This is a genomic window from Nocardia barduliensis (assembly GCF_013315795.1).
Lineage (GTDB): Bacteria > Actinomycetota > Actinomycetes > Mycobacteriales > Mycobacteriaceae > Nocardia > Nocardia barduliensis.
Map to the genome: position 1 here is coordinate 64,143 of NZ_JABLTE010000029.1, position 19,280 is coordinate 83,422.

Annotated in this window: 17 protein-coding genes and 1 tRNA gene; 11 read left to right on the plus strand and 7 right to left on the minus strand. The window is 68.0% G+C overall.

Annotated features, from left to right (window positions below):
• Positions 1 to 79 precede the first annotated feature (79 nt).
• The gene (locus HOV91_RS14845) at positions 80 to 1,465 is read left to right on the plus strand and encodes a hypothetical protein (protein WP_174185968.1); all 1,386 of its coding nucleotides are present in this window, start codon (positions 80 to 82) and stop codon (positions 1,463 to 1,465) included.
• A 99-nt stretch (positions 1,466 to 1,564) separates the two neighbouring features.
• On the opposite strand, the gene HOV91_RS14850 is transcribed toward HOV91_RS14845, so the two are convergent.
• Positions 1,565 to 1,647: transfer RNA gene (locus HOV91_RS14850), tRNA-Leu, on the minus strand.
• Between the two features lie 225 nt (positions 1,648 to 1,872).
• Between HOV91_RS14850 and HOV91_RS14855 the strand changes: the two genes are divergently transcribed.
• The 8 genes from HOV91_RS14855 to HOV91_RS14890 all read left to right on the plus strand — a co-directional run bounded on the left by HOV91_RS14855 (position 1,873) and on the right by HOV91_RS14890 (position 12,335).
• On the plus strand, positions 1,873 to 3,267 hold the full coding sequence (locus HOV91_RS14855) for an FHA domain-containing protein (protein ID WP_174185969.1): 1,395 nt from the start codon (positions 1,873 to 1,875) through the stop codon (positions 3,265 to 3,267).
• A gap of 196 nt (positions 3,268 to 3,463) precedes the next feature.
• Positions 3,464 to 3,931 carry an FHA domain-containing protein FhaB/FipA gene (locus HOV91_RS14860; protein WP_014980860.1) on the plus strand — a complete coding sequence of 156 codons (468 nt, stop codon included), beginning with the start codon at positions 3,464 to 3,466 and terminating at the stop codon, positions 3,929 to 3,931.
• On the plus strand, positions 3,928 to 5,421 hold the full coding sequence (locus tag HOV91_RS14865; RefSeq protein WP_174185970.1) for a PP2C family protein-serine/threonine phosphatase: 1,494 nt from the start codon (positions 3,928 to 3,930) through the stop codon (positions 5,419 to 5,421). Before HOV91_RS14860 ends, HOV91_RS14865 begins: the two co-directional genes overlap by 4 nt.
• The gene (locus HOV91_RS14870) at positions 5,421 to 6,905 is read left to right on the plus strand and encodes an FtsW/RodA/SpoVE family cell cycle protein (protein ID WP_174185971.1); all 1,485 of its coding nucleotides are present in this window, start codon (positions 5,421 to 5,423) and stop codon (positions 6,903 to 6,905) included. The genes HOV91_RS14865 and HOV91_RS14870 overlap by 1 nt, the downstream gene beginning before the upstream one ends.
• A complete protein-coding gene (locus HOV91_RS14875) occupies positions 6,902 to 8,368 on the plus strand; it encodes a peptidoglycan D,D-transpeptidase FtsI family protein (RefSeq protein ID WP_174185972.1) in 1,467 nt (488 codons plus the stop codon). The genes HOV91_RS14870 and HOV91_RS14875 overlap by 4 nt, the downstream gene beginning before the upstream one ends.
• A 37-nt stretch (positions 8,369 to 8,405) precedes the next feature.
• Positions 8,406 to 9,920: a protein kinase domain-containing protein gene (locus HOV91_RS14880; protein ID WP_174185973.1), complete on the plus strand. Its 1,515-nt coding sequence runs from the start codon at positions 8,406 to 8,408 to the stop codon at positions 9,918 to 9,920.
• Complete coding sequence (gene pknB, locus HOV91_RS14885) at positions 9,917 to 11,818, plus strand: Stk1 family PASTA domain-containing Ser/Thr kinase (protein ID WP_174185974.1); 1,902 nt, start codon at positions 9,917 to 9,919, stop codon at positions 11,816 to 11,818. Before HOV91_RS14880 ends, pknB begins: the two co-directional genes overlap by 4 nt.
• A 97-nt stretch (positions 11,819 to 11,915) precedes the next feature.
• Positions 11,916 to 12,335 (plus strand): CBS domain-containing protein, encoded by a 420-nt coding sequence (locus HOV91_RS14890; protein WP_174185975.1) that lies wholly within the window; start codon positions 11,916 to 11,918, stop codon positions 12,333 to 12,335.
• 261 nt (positions 12,336 to 12,596) lie between these two features.
• On the opposite strand, the gene HOV91_RS14895 is transcribed toward HOV91_RS14890, so the two are convergent.
• Positions 12,597 to 13,277, minus strand: coding sequence for a RibD family protein (locus HOV91_RS14895; RefSeq protein WP_174185976.1), 681 nt, complete (start codon positions 13,275 to 13,277; stop codon positions 12,597 to 12,599).
• Positions 13,274 to 13,918, minus strand: a complete 645-nt coding sequence (locus HOV91_RS14900) for an aminodeoxychorismate/anthranilate synthase component II (protein ID WP_174185977.1) — start codon at positions 13,916 to 13,918, stop codon at positions 13,274 to 13,276. Before HOV91_RS14900 ends, HOV91_RS14895 begins: the two co-directional genes overlap by 4 nt.
• A 96-nt stretch (positions 13,919 to 14,014) precedes the next feature.
• Here HOV91_RS14900 and crgA point away from each other — a divergent pair, with 96 nt between their 5' ends.
• Both crgA and HOV91_RS14910 read left to right on the plus strand, forming a co-directional pair.
• Complete coding sequence (gene crgA, locus HOV91_RS14905) at positions 14,015 to 14,278, plus strand: cell division protein CrgA (protein ID WP_174185978.1); 264 nt, start codon at positions 14,015 to 14,017, stop codon at positions 14,276 to 14,278.
• A gap of 89 nt (positions 14,279 to 14,367) precedes the next feature.
• Positions 14,368 to 14,853, plus strand: coding sequence for a PH domain-containing protein (locus HOV91_RS14910; RefSeq protein ID WP_174185979.1), 486 nt, complete (start codon positions 14,368 to 14,370; stop codon positions 14,851 to 14,853).
• A gap of 61 nt (positions 14,854 to 14,914) precedes the next feature.
• Here HOV91_RS14910 and HOV91_RS14915 read toward each other — a convergent pair whose 3' ends face one another.
• From HOV91_RS14915 to HOV91_RS14930, 4 genes are all read right to left on the minus strand, one after another.
• On the minus strand, positions 14,915 to 15,787 hold the full coding sequence (locus HOV91_RS14915; RefSeq protein ID WP_174185980.1) for a rhomboid family intramembrane serine protease: 873 nt from the start codon (positions 15,785 to 15,787) through the stop codon (positions 14,915 to 14,917).
• A gap of 4 nt (positions 15,788 to 15,791) precedes the next feature.
• Complete coding sequence (locus HOV91_RS14920; protein ID WP_043717504.1) at positions 15,792 to 16,319, minus strand: peptidylprolyl isomerase; 528 nt, start codon at positions 16,317 to 16,319, stop codon at positions 15,792 to 15,794.
• Between the two features lie 334 nt (positions 16,320 to 16,653).
• Complete coding sequence (locus HOV91_RS14925; RefSeq protein ID WP_174185982.1) at positions 16,654 to 17,502, minus strand: ABC transporter permease; 849 nt, start codon at positions 17,500 to 17,502, stop codon at positions 16,654 to 16,656.
• The gene (locus HOV91_RS14930) at positions 17,499 to 18,500 is read right to left on the minus strand and encodes an ATP-binding cassette domain-containing protein (protein WP_174185983.1); all 1,002 of its coding nucleotides are present in this window, start codon (positions 18,498 to 18,500) and stop codon (positions 17,499 to 17,501) included. Before HOV91_RS14930 ends, HOV91_RS14925 begins: the two co-directional genes overlap by 4 nt.
• Between the last annotated feature and the right edge of the window lie 780 nt (positions 18,501 to 19,280).

Consider the following 19,280-nt stretch of genomic DNA (forward strand, 5'->3'; position numbering starts at 1 on the left):
GCGGCGAGCGTGGGAAACCTGTTAGAACATTTCTCGTCGGAGTTCATCGGGCGTGAGATATGCCCGAGAAGGAGGAGAGTTGGCGGACGAAGCGAGTGAACTCACCGCCGACCATCCCCTCGCTCGCGCCTTGGCGGCGCACGGTCCCACGGGTTGGCAGCGCGTGGACGCGGCTTTCGCGGTCACTGTGGCGGGTGAGATCTGCCACGTCGTGTACTCGGTCGGAGCAGCAGTCGTAGCGGTCGACCTACCGGAGTCTGTGATGGTGATCATCCGGGAGCAGCGTGCCGCGGCGGCGCGAACCAGTTCCGGGCCGTGGTGGCGATTGCTGGTCGCGATGACCAGCTCCGGCGAGATCGAGGTCGCGTACGACTACGGCGACGAGCCCTTCCCGGACGGTCAACTGTTCGTGCCTGAGGCATACAGCGCCGACCTCGAGGCGTATCCGCGCGAGAAGCTGCCGGTGTGGCTGGCCGCGTACATCGGTCATGGCGACCGGCAGCGGCGCACCCCGCAGCAGGCGGCGGCACAGGCTCGCGCCGACCGCGCCGAACAGGTCTGGGCCGTGCTCGCCGAGAACGAGTTCCCGCCGTTCCCGCAGATGTGGGCCAGGTGGACGACGATCGCCGCGGCTTTCGTGGCCGCGAAGTCGGACTGGGGTCCACGAATGCTGCCCTGGGTCGGGATCTTCGAGGGCACCGCACGCGGCGGGTCGACGTTGCACGCGCTTCCAGCCGGGCGAGCCGTGTTGTCCGGTGGCGTATGGAACGCGCCCAGCTTGGACGCTGTGTACAACGCGGGCGCACCGATGCCCGAGCTGTACGGCGGTGCGCCGGAATGGGTGGCTGACCCGGTGTTGAACCCGCGGGCGGCTTCGGGGCTGCTGTCGTTCTGTTACTGGTGGGAGGCGGGACGGTGGTACCGCGGGCAGTCGCCGTCCGCACAAGAGTGCGCGCCCGCGGTGCCCGGTATGTGGACACGCGAGACCGCGATGAAGATCGTGGCTGGGGCGCTCCCGGACAGCCTGGGCAACGACACGCCGGAGGCGGTAGAAGTATTGTTGTCCGCCGCCGAGGCGGGCAGGGTGACGCGAGCGGCGCTGGTCGACGTCTTCGGCGATGACGGCCGCTGCGACATCGACGGCGCGCTCTATCAATTCTCGGTGGCCGGACTGCTGTCCACGATGCCCGAGCCGCTGCCTGCCGAGCAGGCGATCAGCCGGGTACGGGACTACATCACCGGACGGCAGTTGGACACGACCGGCTATCCGCTGTCCCAGCTGACCGCCGAGCGCCTTCGCTTCGGCTGGCGAGTGCACGTGCCCGCGGACGCGCGTTCCCGCCGGGTGATCTTCTACGTCGCCGACGACGGCGAGTTCGCACCCTCCTCGTCCGCGACGGACCAGGTGGAATTCGTCGCCGCGTTCGAACAGCGCTTCATCGACCGCCACGGTCCGGTGGCCTGAGTCGCCGACTCCGGCTTCTCGGGCCGGGAAGGCCTCGATCCGGGTCACAACAGGAAAGCCGCGTGCCAGTAGGATCTGACACGCGGCTTCCGCGATCTGTGGGCGAAGGGGGACTTGAACCCCCACGTCCCGAAGGACACTGGCACCTGAAGCCAGCGCGTCTGCCATTCCGCCACTCGCCCGAGCGACTGGGAGACAGTATCACGGCCTCGCGCCGGATACGAAATCGCCATTTCAGAGGCCTGACCGGGGGGCTGAACAGGCCCGGGAACCCAGGGCCGTCGCCAAGAGTTACAGGTGTGGACGATCGTGGATATCATGCAATGAACGTGGTCGATAAACGACACGCCATACACGCGTGTCGTTGTTACGAATCAGGAAGAGACGCTCACCGAAGGGAGGCCGAGATGGGCATCGTTTCGCGATTCGAGCGTCGTCTGCAAGGCGCCGTCGGTGACGTGTTCGCCAGAGTATTCGGCGGCAGTGTCGTACCCCAGGAGGTGGAGGCGGCGCTGCAGCGCGAGGCCGCCGATCATGTCCAGGACCTGGGCGGCGGGCATCTGCTGGCACCCAACAGCTATGTGATCACGATCAACACTTCCGATCACCAGCAGTTGGATGCCGACCACGACCTCACCACCCGCGCGTTCGCCAAACACCTACAGGACTACATCCGCGAGCAAGGCTGGCAGACCTACGGCGACGTACACGTGGCGTTCGAGGCATCCCCTACGCTGCACACCGGACAGTTCAGGGCGAGTGGCCGCGTCGATCCCGACGTCGGACACAGAGCCGGCGCGGCTCGCGGCCCCGAATCACCGCCACAACGACCTGCACACCCGCAACCAGGAGCTGGCCCCATGACGCAGAACTCAGGCTACGACCCGAGCCGTGAGCCCGCGGAGTCCGATCCACGCAACCGCGGGTACGCTCCACCGCCTGCCGGTCGCGGCGGTGCGCAGAACGGCGCGTACCGCGACGATTACGGCCGCGGCGGGGCGTACGGGGCGGATTACCAGGCTCCGGACGCGCAGCAGGGTTACGGCGACTACCAGAACGGCTACGACTACCAGCAGGGCGGTCAGGGCTACGGGCAGCAGGGTTACGCCGACTCGGGCTACGGCCAGCAGCCCGGCTACGGTGAGCCGGGCTACGGCCAGCAGGCGGGCTACGGTGACCGCGGCTACGGCCAGCAAGGCTACGGCGACCCGGGTTATGGCCAGCAGGGCTACGCCGAGCCGGGGTACGGCCAGCCGGGCTACAGCGATCCCGGTTACGGCCAGCAAGGCTACGCCGACCAGGGCTACGCGCAGCCGGCCTACGGTCAGCCCGGATACGGGCAGTCGGGCTACACCGATCCGAACTACGGCGATCAGAACTACGCCGACCAACCCGGCTACGCCCAGGACGACCAGGGTGGCTACGGCCAGGCGTACTCCCAGCAGCCGGGCTACGGCGCGCCGCAGGGCTACGCGGGCGGGCAAGGCTACGGCGCCGCGCCGCAGGCCGGTTCGGGCTATTCGGCGACCCTCCAGCTGGACGACGGCAGCGGCCGGACTTACCAGCTGCGGGAAGGCAGCAACATCATCGGCCGCGGCCAGGACGCGCACTTCCGGTTGCCCGACACGGGCGTGTCGCGCAGGCACATCGAGGTGCGCTGGGACGGCCAGACCGCGATGTTGTCCGACCTCGGCTCCACCAACGGCACCCTGGTGAACGGCTCCCCGGTGCAGGATTGGCAGCTCGCCGACGGCGATGTCATCCGTGCCGGGCACTCCGAGATCCTGATCCGTATCGTCTGATCCCGTAAGCTCGCGGTGCAGGTCACGACATGGCTCTCGAGGGATTCGTCGGTCTTATCGTGATCGAAATCGACCGACGGCCCTATGATGCTGCCAACACACGCGCGGCGCCGACACCGGGGCCGGCAAGACCAGCAGGCTGGTGGGGGTGGTCGAACCGCACCTACGTACACGGTCGAACAGGAGGTGGAGCGCCGTGCAGGGACTCATCCTGCAATTGACCCGTGCGGGGTTCCTGCTGCTGTTGTGGTTGTTCGTGTGGGCTGTGCTGCGCACGTTGCGCAGCGACATCTACGCGGCATCCGGCATTCGGATCCAGCCCAGGGCCGCTCGCGGTTCCGCGGTGCTGCCATCCTTCAGCCGGGGCCAGAAGGGCGCCAAATTTCTTGTGGTGACTCAGGGTTCACTCGCCGGCACCCGCATCTCGCTCGGCACCCAACCGGTGCTGATCGGGCGTGCGGACGATTCCACGCTGGTACTCACCGATGATTACGCCTCGACCAGACATGCGCGACTGTCGCCGCGTGGTGACGACTGGTACGTGGAAGACCTCGGCTCGACGAACGGCACATACCTCGATCGCGCGAAAGTCACCACCGCGGTCCGAGTTCCGCTCGGCACGCCCGTCCGTGTCGGCAAGACAGTGATCGAGCTGCGATCGTGACACTTGTTCTCCGCTACGCAGCGCGCAGCGACCGCGGTCTCGTCCGAGGCAACAACGAAGACTCCGTGTACGCGGGCGCCCGGCTGCTCGCACTCGCCGACGGCATGGGTGGCCATGCCGCGGGAGAAGTCGCGTCCCAGTTGATGATCGCCGCGCTCGCCCATCTCGACGACGACGAACCCGGCGACGATCTGCTCGGCAAGCTCGACGCGGCGACCCGAGAAGGCAACGCGGCCATCGCCGATCAGGTCGAGGAGGAGCCCGAGCTCGACGGCATGGGCACCACGCTCACCGCAATCCTGTTCGCGGGCAAGAAACTCGGCCTCGTGCACATCGGCGACTCGCGCGCCTATCTGTTGCGCGGCGGCGAGCTCACCCAGATCACCCGGGACGACACGTTCGTGCAGTCGCTGGTCGATGAGGGCAGGATCACACCGGAGCAGGCGCACACGCATCCGCAGCGTTCGCTGATCATGCGCGCGCTCACCGGCAACGAGATCGAGCCGACGCTGATCATGCGCGAATCCCGCGCGGGCGACCGCTACCTGCTGTGCTCCGACGGCCTCTCCGACGTGGTCAGCGACGAGACCATCGCGAACACGATGCGCGAGGGCAGCACCGACGAGTGCGCCGACCGGCTCATCGAGCTGGCGTTGCGCAGCGGCGGTCCCGACAACGTGACCGTCGTGGTGGCCGACGTCATCGATCTGGACTACGGCCAGAGCCACCCGATCGTGGCGGGCGCCGCGTCCGGCGTGGACGAGGACACCCCGCCGCCCAACACCGCCGCGGGCCGGGCCTCGGCCCTGCGTCCGCCGCGCGCCGCGCCGCGCCGGGCCGCCGCCGCGCCCGAGCCGCCCGCCAAGAAGTCACACCGGCTGCGCTGGATCGTGCTCGCGCTGGCGCTCGTCGTCGCCGTCTGCGTGGGGCTCGTCGTCGGCTACAAGATGATCCGCAGCAACTACTACGTCGGCGCGGACGACGGTTCGGTGGTGATCCTGCGCGGGCTGCCCGGGTCGATCCTCGGCTACTCCATCCACGACGTGAACCTGGTCGGGTGTGTCACCCGCAACGGTGAACTCACCCTGTCCGAGCCCGGCCAGGACGTGCCGTCCTCGTGCAAGCCGCTGAAGGTCAGCGATCTGAAGCAGACCGGCCGCGATCAGGTGGACAAGGGGTTGCCGCCGGGTTCGCTGGACAAGGCCAGAGACTCGATGACCTACCTCGCCCAGCGCGAACTGCTGCCGCCGTGCCCGGTCAAGGAATCGGCGCCGCAGCCCGGGGTCGTCCCGTCTCCCGAGCCCGCACCACCCGCGCCCAACGGCGCTGCGCCGCCACCGGCCACCGGTGCGCCCGCACCGGCGCCGGAGCAGGGCGATGCCAGGGGCACCGAGATCAAGACGCCGACGAAGTCGGAGGCTCCTGCCCCGCCGTCGAGCACATCGCCGACCCCCCAGACCACGGGGGAGAGCTGCCGGGTGACGGACTGATGTCCGCGCCGGCACCGCCGTCGGCTGGAGCTTTCCCCAGTCCCCCTGGCGGCTTCGCTCCCGCGCCACCGCCGAGCACCAGACGAAACGTCGAACTGTTGCTGCTCGCCGCGGCGGCGGTGATCACCACCGTGTCCCTCTTCCTGGTCGAGGCCAGTCAGGAACAGTCGATCACCTGGGACATCGCCAAGTACGGTCTGGCCTATCTGGCGCTGTTCGCGATCGCGCACCTGGCCGTGCGGCGGTTCGCCCCCTTCGCCGATCCGCTGCTGCTGCCCATCGTCGCGCTGCTCAACGGCCTCGGCCTCGTGCTCATCCACCGCCTCGATCTGGCCGACCAGCAGACCGCCGCCTACAACTCGTGGGCGACCCCTTCCCCCGACGCCACCCAGCAGATCCTGTGGACCGCGCTGGGCACGCTGGTGTTCATCACGCTGCTGATCGCCCTGCGCGACTACCGCACGCTGGCCCGCTACAGCTACACCCTCGGCCTGATCGGACTTGTCGCGCTGGCCATCCCGGCGCTGCTGCCCAGCGCGTTCTCCGAGACCAACGGCGCGAAGATCTGGATCCGGCTGCCCGGCTTCAGCGTCCAGCCCGGCGAGTTCGCGAAGATCCTGCTGATCATCTTCTTCGCCTCGGTGCTGGTCGCCAAGCGCGAGCTGTTCACCGCCGCCGGGCGGCACGTACTCGGCATGGAGTTCCCGCGCGGCCGCGACCTCGGTCCGATCCTGGCCGTCTGGATCGTCTGCATCGGCGTGCTGGTGTTCGAGAAGGATCTCGGCACCTCGCTGCTGATCTTCAGCACCGTGCTGGTGATGCTCTACATCGCCACCGAACGGGTCGGCTGGCTGGTCATCGGCGGCGGACTGCTCGCCCTCGGATTCGTTTTCGCCTACCAGTTGTTCGGCCACGTGCGGGTCAGGGTAGAGACCTGGCTGCACCCGTTCGACGACTACAACAACACCGGCTATCAGATCTCCCAGTCGCTGTTCGGCCTGGCCACCGGCGGCCTCGCCGGGACCGGCCTCGGCAGCGGACGGCCCAATCAGGTGCCCTTCGCCAAGACCGACTTCATCGTCACCACCATCGGCGAAGAACTGGGGCTGATCGGGCTCGCCGCGGTGCTGGTGCTTTTCCTGGTGTTCGTGGTACGCGGGTTGCGCACCGCGCTCGCGGTGCGCGACAGCTTCGGCAAGCTGCTCGCGGCCGGCCTGTCGTTCACCATCGCGATCCAGCTGTTCGTGGTGGTCGGCGGGGTGACAAAGCTGATTCCGCTGACCGGTCTCACCACCCCGTTCATGTCCTACGGCGGCTCTTCACTGTTGGCCAACTACGCGTTGCTCGCGTTGCTGATCAAGATCTCCGACGCCGCCCGCGCGCCCGCCCCGGTGCGTAAGAAGGAGCCGGCGCCGCTCGCCGACGCGCAGACCGAGATGCTGCGCCGCGACGCGGGACGACCGGAGGCAGGGCCCCTGACATGAACACTCCACTACGCCGAGTCGCCGTCGCGGTGATGGTGATGGTCGTCGCGCTGCTGGCGAATGCCACCTACGTGCAGGTGATCAAAGCCGACGACCTGCGCTCGGATCCACGCAACTCCCGCGTGCTGCTGGACGAGTACTCCCGTCAACGCGGGCAGATCTCGGCGGGCGGTGCCGTGCTGGCCGGTTCGATCGCGACCGACGACCGCTACAAGTACCTGCGCACCTATCCCACCGAGCCGGAGGCGTACGCGCCCGCGACCGGTTTCTACTCGATGCAGTACGGCAGCACCGGCTTGGAGCGCGCCGAGGACTCGGTGCTCAACGGCTCCGACAGCCAGTTGTTCGGCAGCCGCCTCGTCGACCTGATCTCCGGCCGGGATCCCCGCGGCGGCAACGTGGTCACCACGCTCGACCCGATGATGCAGCAGGTCGCCTACGACCAGATGACCAGCAAGGGCTACACCGGATCGGTGGTGGCGATCGAGCCGAGCACCGGCAAGATTCTCACCATGGTGTCCACGCCGAGCTACGACCCGAACCTGCTGTCCGGGCACGACGGCGCGCGCGGCACCCAGGCGTGGGAAACCCTGAGTGCGGATCCGCGCCATCCCATGTTGAATCGCGCCATCTCGCAGACCTATCCGCCCGGGTCCACGTTCAAGGTCGTGGTCACCGCCGCCGCGCTGGCCAACGGCCTGGCCACGCCCGACGACCAGTTCACCGCCGCGCCGAACATCACCCCGCCCGGCACCAGCGTTCCGATGGAGAACTACAACGGCTCCACGTGCGGTCCCAACCCGACCGCCTCGTTGTTCGAGGCGTTCCGGCGCTCGTGCAACACCGCGTTCGCCGAACTCGGGCTGAAGGTGGGCGCCGCGAAGCTCAAGGACGAGGCGGCCGCGTTCGGTGTCGGCCCGCGCCGCGGGATCCCGATGCCGGTGGCGGAGAGCACCGTCGGCCCGATCTCCGACCAGGCGGCGCTGGCCCAGAGCAGCATCGGGCAGCGTGACGTTGCACTGACCCCGCTGCAGAACGCGGTCGTCGCCGCGACCATCGCCAACGGCGGCGTCCGGATGGAGCCCTACCTGGTCGACCAGTTGCAGGGCCCGGACCTGAGCGAGCTGACCAAGACCAAGCCGGTCTCGGTCGGCCAGGCCGTCAGCGCCGAGGTAGCGTCGACCCTGACCAACCTGATGATCGCGTCGGAGAGCAATACCGCCGGAGGTGGCCAGACCCCTTATCAGATCGCGTCCAAGACCGGCACCGCGGAGCACGGGGCCAACCCGCGCAGCACGCCGCCGCACGCTTGGTATATCGCGTTCGCCCCCGCGCAGAACCCGAAGATCGCCATCGCGGTGATCGTGGAGAACGGCGGGGACCGGGCGCTTGCCGCGACCGGTGGCTCGGTGGCCGCGCCGGTGGCTCGCGCGGTCCTGAACGCCGGTCTTCGAGGGGGCTGAACGATATGGATGTGCGAGTGAAGGTACGGGGACCTCGATGCTGAACAACGGTGCGATGATCGCCGACCGGTACCGGCTGCAGCGGTTGATCGCGACCGGCGGCATGGGCCAGGTCTGGGAAGCGTTGGACACCAGGCTCGACCGCAGGGTCGCGGTCAAGGTGCTGAAGTCGGAGTTCTCCGCCGACCCGACGTTCCGGCATCGATTCCGCACCGAGGCGAAGACCACCGCCCAGCTGAATCACCCCGGCATCGCGGGGATCTACGACTACGGCGAGACCATCGACCCGCAGGGCAGCGAGATCGCCTACCTGGTCATGGAGTTCGTCCAGGGCGAGCCGTTGAACACCGTGCTCAACCGGCTCGGCAGGCTGTCGGTGGCGCAAGGCCTCGACCTGCTCGAGCAGACCGGGCGCGCGCTGGACGTGGCGCACCGCGCGGGCGTCGTGCACCGCGACGTGAAACCGGGCAACATCCTGGTCACCCCGACCGGACAGGTGAAGATCACCGACTTCGGCATCGCCAAGGCGGTGGACGCCTCCCCGGTCACCAAGACCGGCATGGTGATGGGCACCGCCCAGTACATCGCCCCTGAGCAGGCGGTCGGCGAGGACGCCACCGCGGCCAGCGACGTCTACTCGCTCGCGGTGGTCGGCTACGAGGCGCTGGCCGGACAGCGGCCGTTCACCGGCGACGGCGCGATCACCGTCGCCATGAAGCACGTGCGCGAGACGCCGCCCCCGATGCCGGCCGATCTGCCCGGCAACGTGCGCGAACTGATCGAGATCACGATGGAGAAGGATCCCGCGCGCCGCTACGCCAGCGGCGGCGAGTTCGCCGACGCGGTCGCCGCGGTACGCGCGGGTCGTCGTCCTCCGCCGCCGAGCGGCGCCCACGCCGCCGCGCCCCTGACCGGCGCCACCCGGGTGCTCCCGCCAGGGCCGACCGCCGTGATCCCCTCCACGCCGAGCGACTTCGACGGTGCGACGGTGCGCTACTCGACGCCGGCGGCCGGCGCGGTGGGCGCGGCGAATCGCGCGGGCACGGTTGCCGCTCCGGCCACGATGCTGAGCCGTGGCACGGCGGGCGATCAGCCGCCCGCCGACGGCAGCCGGTTCACCTCGACCCAGAAATGGCTGGCGGGTCTGGGCATCGGCGCCGTGCTGCTCGGCGCGCTCACGATCTTCCTGCTGTTCGGCGGGGACACCAACCCGGATTCGACGCCGTCGCCGACGACGACGATCGCGCCGAACCCCAAGCCCGTCCCGCCGGTGGTCAGCACGACCACCCCCAAGCCCGCGCCTCCGCCGGTGGACACCGAGACCTACGAACCGCCCACTACCGAGCCGAAGACCACGACACCGGAGCCGACGACGACCACCCCGCCGCCCACCACCACGGCACCGAGCACGACGAAGCCGACGCCCACCGCGACCACCACCACCCGGCCGCGCGTCCCGACCCTCGACCTACCATTCCCGGAGATTCCCGGTGCCCGTGGGCCTTCGGCCACCCGCAGCGGACCCGCTACTTCTTCGCAAGGACTGCCATGACGACCCCGAAGAATCTCTCGTCTCGCTACGAGCTGGGCGAGATCATCGGGTTCGGCGGTATGTCCGAGGTGCACAAGGCCCGCGATATCCGGCTGAGCCGGGACGTGGCGATCAAGGTGCTGCGGGCGGACCTGGCCCGCGACCCCACCTTCTACCTCCGGTTCAAGCGCGAAGCGCAGAACGCCGCCGCGCTCAACCACCCGGCGATCGTCGCGGTCTACGACACCGGCGAGGCCGAGGTGGACGGCGGCCCGCTGCCGTACATCGTGATGGAGTACGTGGACGGCGACACGCTGCGCGACATCGTGCGCGGCAAGGGACCCCTGCCGCCGCGGCGCGCGATGGAGATCATCGCCGACGTCTGCGCCGCCTTGGATTTCAGCCACAAGGCCGGGATCGTGCACCGCGATATGAAGCCCGCGAACATCATGATCAACCGGGCGGGCGCGGTGAAGGTGATGGACTTCGGCATCGCGCGCGCGATCGCCGACAGCTCCAACCCGATGACGCAGACCGCCGCGGTGATCGGCACCGCGCAGTACCTCTCGCCCGAACAGGCGCGCGGCGAGACGGTGGACGCCCGCTCGGACGTCTACTCCGTCGGCTGCGTGCTGTTCGAAATCCTCACCGGCGAGCCGCCTTTCACGGGTGACTCGCCGGTCGCCGTCGCCTACCAGCACGTCCGGGAAGACCCGCGGCTGCCCTCGCACGTGCACTCCGGGGTTCCACGCGAGCTGGACTCGGTCGTGCTCAAGGCGATGAGCAAGAATCCGGCAAACCGCTACCAGACCGCCGCCGAGATGCGCGCGGACCTGATCCGGGTGCTCGGCGGCCAGAAGCCCATCGCGCCGATGGTGATGACCGACGAGGACCGCACCACCTTCATGAGCGCGGACGAACCCGGGCCGCGCACCTACCGCACCGTCGAGCGCGACGACGACACCGCCGAGCAGGATCCGGCCGAGCCGAACAGTCAGCGCCGGACCGCCTACATCGCGCTCGGCGCCGTCGCGGCCGTCGCCGTGGTGTTCGCGCTGTTCTGGGTGCTGCTCGGGCCGGGAAGCCGACCGGACCAGGTCGCCGTTCCCGACCTGTCCAACAAGTCCTCCCAGCAGGCTCAGGACGCGTTGCAGAAGCTCGGCTTCACGGTGGCGATCCAGCAGAAGCCCGACAGCAAGGTAGCCACCGGCAATGTGATCGCGACCCAGCCCCTCGGCGGCTCGCGGATCGATGAGGGCAGCACCGTCACGGTCCAGGTGTCCTCCGGGCCCGCGCAGGTCCAGGTGCCGAAGCTCACGGGACTGACCCAGGAGCAGGCCGAGCAGGTGTTGAACTCCAAGGGCCTGCGGATCAACCCGAACATCGAGCGCAAGCCGTCGAGCACCGCCGAGAAGGACCAGGTGATCGAGCAGAACCCGTCACCGGGTTCGAAGGTCGACGTCGACTGGGAAGTCGTCGTCACGATCGGCACCGGCCCGGAGGCGGTCCGCGTCCCCTACGTCGTCGGTCAGATGATCGACGTGGCGCAGCCGAACGTCGAGGGCAACGGCTTCAAGGTGGTCGTCCAGGAGGTGCAGTCCGCCAAGCCCAAAGGTGAAGTGGTCGCTTCCAGCCCGGCGGGCGGCAGCAGCGCGGAAAAGGGTTCCACGGTCACCATCCAGGTGTCCGCGGGTGATCTGAAGATGCCGTCGCTGATCGGTCTCACCGTTTCGCAGGCGGTGGAGAAGCTGCGCTCGGAAGGGTGGACCGGCAGCACCAGCCAGATCAGCCAGTCGCCCCAGGGCACCTTCGACGCGGGCAATGTCGGCCGTATCCTCAGCCAGCAGCCGTCCGCGGGCAGTTCTCTGCAGAAGAACGGCGCCATCCTGGTCGGCGTGGGGGTGCTGGGTCCGCCGTGACCGGCGGTCCGGCGAAAACGAGACCATCCGGTGTGAATTGCGGGAGAATGATGCTGCTCCATCCCAATCAGCGCAGCTGAGCACGAGGAGGTAGCTCATGACCACTGCCAGGGACATCATGAAACCCGGCGTTCAGTGGATCCCGAAGGACACGACCATCGAGCAGGCCGCACGAACCATGGCCGAACTCAACGTCGGGTCCCTGATCATCTCGGACGAGAACGAGCGGATGTGCGGCATCGTCACCGACCGCGACATCGTGGTGAAGTGCATCGCCCAGGGCAAGACCCCGTCGGAATGCCGGGTCGATGAACTGTGCGAAGCGACGCCACGGTGGGTCGACGCCAACGCCGACATCGAAGAGGTGCTCGACGAGATGGAAAGCAACCGGGTCAAGCGAATGCCGGTGATCGAGAACAAGCGACTGGTCGGCATGATCAGTGAGGCGGACCTGGCCAGGCACCTGGACGACAATCAGCTCGGCGAGTTCGTGACCGCCGTCTACGGACGTCCTTAGGTCTCGAACCGGCGCGGAAGCCGTGCGCATCACGCCTTCCGCGTCCACGTGAGCACTTCGACATCACGCTGCCGGGCCGTTCGGGCTTCCGCTCGGCGGTGAACCCGAAGGGCCCGCCACCGGCCGGACCGGTCGGTGCGTCGGCGGCCGGGTCGAGGTGCCGGACGAGTTCGGGCCGCGGACGGCCGACGGTCGTCCGCGGTTCGCCCATCCCCGCACGCCGTGGCGCACACGTCGATCGTCGACGTATGGGCACCGGCGTCAGATCGGTTCGGCCTTCGGGAGATAACGCAACACCGCGACGTCGCCGACTTGCGTCACGCCGGTGAGCCGCATTCTGCGGTGGGGCGCGCCCGGAAAGTCGGCAGGGTCGACAAAGCGAGGTGCCGCGGCGTCGCCCACCAAGATGGGGGCCACGGCGAGGTGCAGTTCATCGGCCAGATCGGCAGCGAGGAACGCGGTATGGATGCGGGTGCCGCCCTCCACCATGAGACGGCCGACCCCGCGCGAGCCCAGATCGTCCAGCAGCGCGCCGAAGTCCACTTCGGCGCCCAGATTCACCACCTCGGCCAACCCGGTGAGCCGGGTGGCGAGTTTCGCCGCGCCCGGCTCGGCGGTGTAGACCAGCTTGTCGCCGCCGTGGTGCCAGAACCGTAGTCCGGGATCCAGGTCGCCGCTCGCCGAGACCGTCACCTTCAGCGGATACTCCGGCTTGCCCGCCGCGACCCGGTCGGCCCTGCGATCGGGGCTGTCGACGAGCAGCCGCGGATTGTCGCTGCGCAGCGTCTGCGCTCCCACCAGGATGGCGTCGGAGTCCGCACGAACCTGGTCTACCCGATCGAAGTCCGCCGCGTCGGACAGACGCAGCCGCTCGGGGCTCGCGTCATCGATGTACCCGTCGACGCTCACCGCCACCGACAGCAGCACGTGCGGACGGGTCACTGCAACACCAGCGCGGCGACCTCCGCCTCCAGCGTCTGCACCAAACCCTCGGCGGGACGCTCTCCGCACACGCCGAGCCAGTTCGCCAGCATCCGATGCCCACCCTGAGTCAGCACCGATTCCGGATGGAACTGCACGCCGTGGATGGGCAGCGTGCGATGACGCATGGCCATCACGATCCCGCTCTCCGTGCGCCCGAGCACCTCGATCTCCTCCGGCAGAGTGTCCTCGAGCACGGTGAGCGAGTGGTATCGCGTGGCGGTGAACGGGTCGGGCAGACCGGCCAGCACGCCCGCGCCGATGTGGAAGACTTCGCTCGTCTTCCCGTGCAACAACTCGGGCGCCCTGGTGACGGTGGCGCCGAACGCCTCGCCGATCGCCTGGTGGCCGAGGCACACCCCGAGCAGCGGAACATCGTGCTCGGCACACGCGCGCACCAGCGGGATGCTGGCGCCCGCACGATCCGGGGTACCAGGGCCTGGACTGATCAGGATGCCGTCGAAGTCGCGCACGACCGCGCCGACGTCGGCCAGGTTCGCGTCGTCGTTGCGCCAGACGACGGCATCCACACCCAGCTGACCGAGGTACTGCACCAGGTTGAAGACGAAGCTGTCGTAATTGTCGACGACCAGAACACGCATGGCATCGAGATTACGTCCCGGCACGGCACCGCGTCGCATCCATTACCTGTTGGGATAGCCTAGAGACCACGACCTACCGCCGAATACGAGGACGTCATGCCCAAGTCGAAGGTCCGTAAGAAGACCGACTACACGATCAACCCCGCCAGCCGGACGCCGGTGAAGGTTCAGGCTGGGCCGTCTCCGGTCTGGTACGTCGCCATCATGCTCGGGTTCATGCTCGCCGGGCTGGTGTGGCTGCTCGTCTACTACCTGGCGGCGGAGCAGATCAGCTGGATGAACGACCTCAACGCGTGGAACTTCCTGATCGGCTTCGGCCTGATGGTGGTCGGCCTGATCATGACGATGCGCTGGCGCTGAGCGCGGCGGCGACACGGATTACAGACGTGTCATTCATGCACACCTGTGGATGAGCCTGTGGACAACTCGAGGAGCGATTGGGGAGTGCTGTGAGTTCGGAGCCCGCGGTCCCCGGCCCATGGCAGCGCGACGAGCCGAGTCAGGCCTGGACCACGCCGACCGCCGCGCTCGTCGCGGTCACGGTAGGCGGCATCGTGCTGGCCATTGCCGCGATCGTCACCACGGAGGCGGCCAGTCGCCTGCTCGTCGGGCTGGCGGCCGTCGGCCTGCTCGGCCTCGCCGGGCTCGGATTCCGGCAACGCCCGCGGCTGTCCGTCGTCGCCGGTGACCGGCCCCGCTTGGTGGTGCGCACGCTGACCGGAGCGGACGAGTACACCCCGGGTCAGATCGTCCGCGCCCGCGTGGTGAGCTACCGACGCCTCGGGCGCAAGATGCCCATGCTGGAACTCGATGTCGAACGGGACGGCGCGGAGCGGCTGCTGATCTTCGGCCGCTGGGATCTGGGCGTGAACCCGGAGATCGTGTACCGCGAACTGGTCGACGCCCTTCGGCTCACCGAGGACAAGACCGGCTGATCCGCGCCCGGGTGGTCGGCCCATCCGGACGCGGATGTTTCACGTGAAGCGAATGCCGGTGTCAGGCAGCGGAAGTGATCGCACCAGCCGACACCAGTGCAAGCGCAGCGATCGCGATCAGCGCCACAGATACCCAACCGACCGTCCGTGCCGCCTCCGGCGTTTTCACCCGCAGCCAACCGGGCAGGAACAGGATGCCGAGCGTCGCGAGCGTGCCCGCGGCCAGACCACCGAGATGCCCCCAGAGCGAGATGCCGGGCAGCGAGAAACTGATGAACACGTTGATGCCGATCAAGATGAGCATCTGATTCGGGTTCTGCCGCAACCGGATGAGAATGACCGTGATAGCGCCGAACATGCCGTACACCGCCCCGGAGGCGCCCGCCGTGAGACTGTTCTGCGCGAACACCATGACCCCGGCGGACCCGCCGAGCAGCGAGACCAGGTACACCGAAAGGTACCGCAATCGCCCGAGTACCAGCTCTGCGTCCCGGCCCACCACGTACAGGGCGAACATGTTGAGCAGCAAATGGATCGGGCCGTAGTGCAGGAACCCGGAGCCGAGCACGCGCCACCATTCGCCGGCCGCGACTGCCGGTGCCCACAGCACCCAGTCCAGGAACAGCGCGGAGCCCCGCTGGTTGTCCATCAGGCTCTCGGCCTGCGCCGCGGTGATCGCGTAGATCACCACGTTGATCGCGATCAGCACGTAGGTCACATAGGGCGCGGCCGTCCTGGCCGCCGCTGCGCCCGAGATTGTCCGCACCGGCGCGACGCTGCGCTGATCCGCGCGCAGACAGTCCACACAATGCTGGCCGACGGCCGCGGGACGCAGACACTCCGCACAGGACGGCCGCCCGCACCGCGTGCAGGCCAGGCCGGTCGGGCGATTCGGATGGCGGACGCACGTGGGTGCGGGCGGCTGGGGATTCATAGTCTCATTCGATCGTGATCTTGGTGATGACGACGGGCTCGAGCGGCCGGTCGTTGCGATCGGTCCTGGTGGTCGCGATCGCATCGACGACCTTGCGGGAATCCGGGTCCACCACTTCACCGAAGATCGTGTGCTTGCGGTTGAGGTGCGGCTGGGGGCGAACGGTGATGAAGAACTGCGAGCCGTTGGTACCCGGTCCCGCGTTGGCCATCGCCAGCAGGTAGCCCCGGTCGAAGCGCAGCTCCGGGTGGAACTCGTCACCGAATTCGTAGCCGGGGCCGCCGCGACCGGTACCGGTGGGATCGCCACCCTGGATCATGAAGCCGGCCATCACACGATGGAACAGGGCGCCGTCATAGAACGGGCCGGTATTGCCGCCGCTGGCGTTCGCGGTGGTGTACGGCGCCGAACCGTCGGCGAGACCCAGGAAATTGCGGACGGTCTTGGGCGCGTGGTTACCGAAGAGCGAGAGCTTGATATCGCCGTGATTCGTGTGCAGCGTTGCCACGGATGTCTGGTTCGGTGAGGTCACGCCGCCCATCGTGCCACGGTCGGCGACGTGGCCGCGGAACTGGGCCGCACGGCACTGTGAGCTGGGACTCCTGCGCGAATCGCCGGGCTGTGCATAGAGTGGTCCCATGACCTCGGGGCGCCTGCATGTCTCTTCGCGTTCACGTAACCGGCTCATCGTCGCGGCCGCCGTCGCACTGGCGGGTGGCGTAGCCTATTTGATCCGCAGCCGCAGGCCGCAACAGCCCGAGCCAGCCCCTGCACCGCCGCGCATCGGATACTCCCGCAACGGCTCCGCGCCGACCCCTTTGGCAGAAGCCGGTGCGGAGCACGAGCACTGACCCGGGCGTCGCCGGTCAGCGGCTGACGGTCTTCTTGTACTGACGCAGAGCCAGCGGCACGAATACCACCATGATCACCACCACCCAGGCCAGGGAGGTGATGACGGGGTGCTGCAGCGACCAAGCGTTCGGCGTGGGCGCCATCGGGCTGGTGTTACCGAACAGGTCGCGGGTCGCCTGGGTGAGTGCGGATACCGGGTTCCATTCCGCGATCACCCGCAGCACGGTGGGCAGCTTGTCACTGGGGACGAAGGTGTTGGCGATGAAGGTGAGCGGGAAGATCACCATGAAGCTGGCGTTGTTGAACACCTCCGGCGCGCGCACCAGCAGACCCACCACGGCCATGATCCAGGACACCGCGTAGGCGAACAGCAGGAGCAGGATGTAGGCCAGCACCGCGTCCAGGAACGATCCGCGGATCCGCCAGCCGACGGCCAGACCGGTCAACGACATGACGGTCAGGCTGACCACGTTGATCACGACGTCACTGATCGTGCGGCCGACCAGCACCGCCGACGAGGCCATCGGCAGTGAGCGGAAGCGATCGATGATGCCCTTCTGCATGTCCTCGGCCAGGCCCGCGCCGGTGAAGGTGGCGCCGAACACCACGGTCTGCGCGAAGATGCCCGCGATGAGGAACTCGCGGTAGCCGCCGGACAGGCCGGGCACGTCGATGGCCGCGCCGAAGACGTAGGCGAACAGCAGCACGAACATGATCGGCGAAAGGGTGGAGAAGATCAGGACGTCGGGTACTCGCTTGATCTTGATGACGTTGCGCTTCGCGATGGTCACGCTGTCGCTGACCACGATGGACAGTCGTTCACCCAGCGAGGGCCGTGCCAGAGCCGGAGCCGTCGCGGTCATCGGATCGTTCCTTCCGTAGCTTCCATCTTGTCGTTCGACTTGTCACCCTCGGCGGTCGTCACCGCTTCGTGACCGGTGAGGGTGAGGAAGACGTCGTCCAGCGACGGGCGCCGCAGGCCGACATCGTGGATCTGCACGTTGTGCTCGGCCAGCCGTCCGACCGCCTCGACCAGCGCCTGCGATCCGTCGGCGACCGGCACGATGATCCGGCGCAATCCCGGCTCCAGGTGGATCTCGCCGTCGGCCAGACTCTTCAGCGCGGCCTCGGCCGTCCCCAGATTCTCCGCGCGATCCACGGTCAGCTCGATGCGATCGCCGCCCACCATGGTCTTGAGTTCGTCGGCGGTGCCCTTGGCGATCACCTTGCCGTGGTCGATCACCGCGATGGAGTCGGCGAGCCGGTCGGCCTCCTCCATGTACTGCGTGGTGAGCAGCAACGTGGTCCCGCCCGCCACCAGCTCCTCGATGACGTCCCAGAGATCCAGGCGCGCACGGGGATCCAGCCCGGTGGTCGGCTCGTCGAGAAACAGCACGGGAGGATTCGCCACCAGAGCGCCGGCCAGGTCCAGGCGCCGCCGCATGCCGCCGGAGTAGCCCTTGACCGGCCGGTCGGCGGCGTCGGTGAGCCGGAATCGTTCGAGCAATTCGCGCGCGCGTTCCTTACTCCGCTGCACGCCCATGTGATAAAGACGTCCCACCATTTCCAGATTCTCGAAACCGGTGAGGTATTCGTCGACCGCGGCGTACTGGCCCGATGCCCCGATGTGCGAGCGCAACGTCTGCGGATCGCGCAGCACGTCGATTCCCGCGACCGTCGCGTGTCCGGCATCCGGTACCAGCAGAGTGGTGAGTACCCGGACGGTGGTGGTCTTACCTGCGCCGTTGGGTCCGAGCAGGGCGGTGACGGTTCCTTCCGGGACCCGCAGATCGAGTCCGTCGAGGGCCACCAGCTGGCCATATCTTTTGACCAGACCCTCGGCGACTATTGCGTCGGGCATGATTCTCCTGAGGTTGATGAGTTCTCTGTGGTCGGCGTGCGGCGCCGGAGGTTCCGGGCGCCGATCAATTCGCTGGATCGGGTGACCGGCCGATACCCGAGTCAGTATTGTCCCGGCCACCGACAAATTCATCCGATTTGTTCCGGGCGCCAGGCAACGATCGGGAAAACCGCATCACGCGAGAAGGCCGCATTCCGATCCAGTGGTGCTCGGGGGTACCGGATCGGAATGCGACCGGTTCGATGATCCCGCGTGCCCGGGCTGTGGAGCGTGCGTAGCGGACTACCCGAATCGAGTGCGACCCGTACTCGGATAGCGGAAGTCCGAGCGCGCGACGGCGCGATGAGCGGGTGCGTTCCGCCTGTGCTGTCGAGTCCGTGGGCACGAACGTATGTTCGCATCGGGGTACGACAAGTTCCGCTGCCGCGCTCGGGACGCGGCACGCCGCACGCCACCCCGGAGCAGCCGACACGCCCGGAGCCCGCGCTGAATTCGCTCTGCGGCGACCGGTCGGCATTTTCTGCGACACTAGGCGCCGCAGCAGGTCATGTCGTCATATCAGCGCGGAAAGGCTTGCTCGCCAACGGTTTTGGCTAACGCCCGGCCAACCGTCCGGTCCGGCGCAGGCAGCCGAACGCCCGGTGGTGCCGACTGCCGTCGGTCCGGAAATTAATCGTGCCCGAAAAATCTTGGAAAGTGGTAGTCCCCCCGCACACACAATCGCAGATCATCGAGTAGCATCGTTCACGTCGGCCCCTCCCCCCCGGGCCGACCCTACGC

Excerpts from the sequence above, each read along its gene's own strand:
- HOV91_RS14855 (WP_174185969.1), top strand. The coding sequence starts at position 1,873 with ATGGGCATCGTTTCGCGATTCGAGCGTCGTCTGCAAGGCGCCGTCGGT.
- HOV91_RS14870 (WP_174185971.1), top strand. The coding sequence starts at position 5,421 with ATGTCCGCGCCGGCACCGCCGTCGGCTGGAGCTTTCCCCAGTCCCCCT.
- HOV91_RS14875 (WP_174185972.1), top strand. The coding sequence starts at position 6,902 with ATGAACACTCCACTACGCCGAGTCGCCGTCGCGGTGATGGTGATGGTC.
- HOV91_RS14880 (WP_174185973.1), top strand. The coding sequence starts at position 8,406 with ATGCTGAACAACGGTGCGATGATCGCCGACCGGTACCGGCTGCAGCGG.
- pknB (WP_174185974.1), top strand. The coding sequence starts at position 9,917 with ATGACGACCCCGAAGAATCTCTCGTCTCGCTACGAGCTGGGCGAGATC.
- HOV91_RS14890 (WP_174185975.1), top strand. The coding sequence starts at position 11,916 with ATGACCACTGCCAGGGACATCATGAAACCCGGCGTTCAGTGGATCCCG.
- HOV91_RS14900 (WP_174185977.1), bottom strand. The coding sequence starts at position 13,918 with ATGCGTGTTCTGGTCGTCGACAATTACGACAGCTTCGTCTTCAACCTG.
- crgA (WP_174185978.1), top strand. The coding sequence starts at position 14,015 with ATGCCCAAGTCGAAGGTCCGTAAGAAGACCGACTACACGATCAACCCC.
- HOV91_RS14915 (WP_174185980.1), bottom strand. The coding sequence starts at position 15,787 with ATGAATCCCCAGCCGCCCGCACCCACGTGCGTCCGCCATCCGAATCGC.
- HOV91_RS14925 (WP_174185982.1), bottom strand. The coding sequence starts at position 17,502 with ATGACCGCGACGGCTCCGGCTCTGGCACGGCCCTCGCTGGGTGAACGA.
- HOV91_RS14930 (WP_174185983.1), bottom strand. The coding sequence starts at position 18,500 with ATGCCCGACGCAATAGTCGCCGAGGGTCTGGTCAAAAGATATGGCCAG.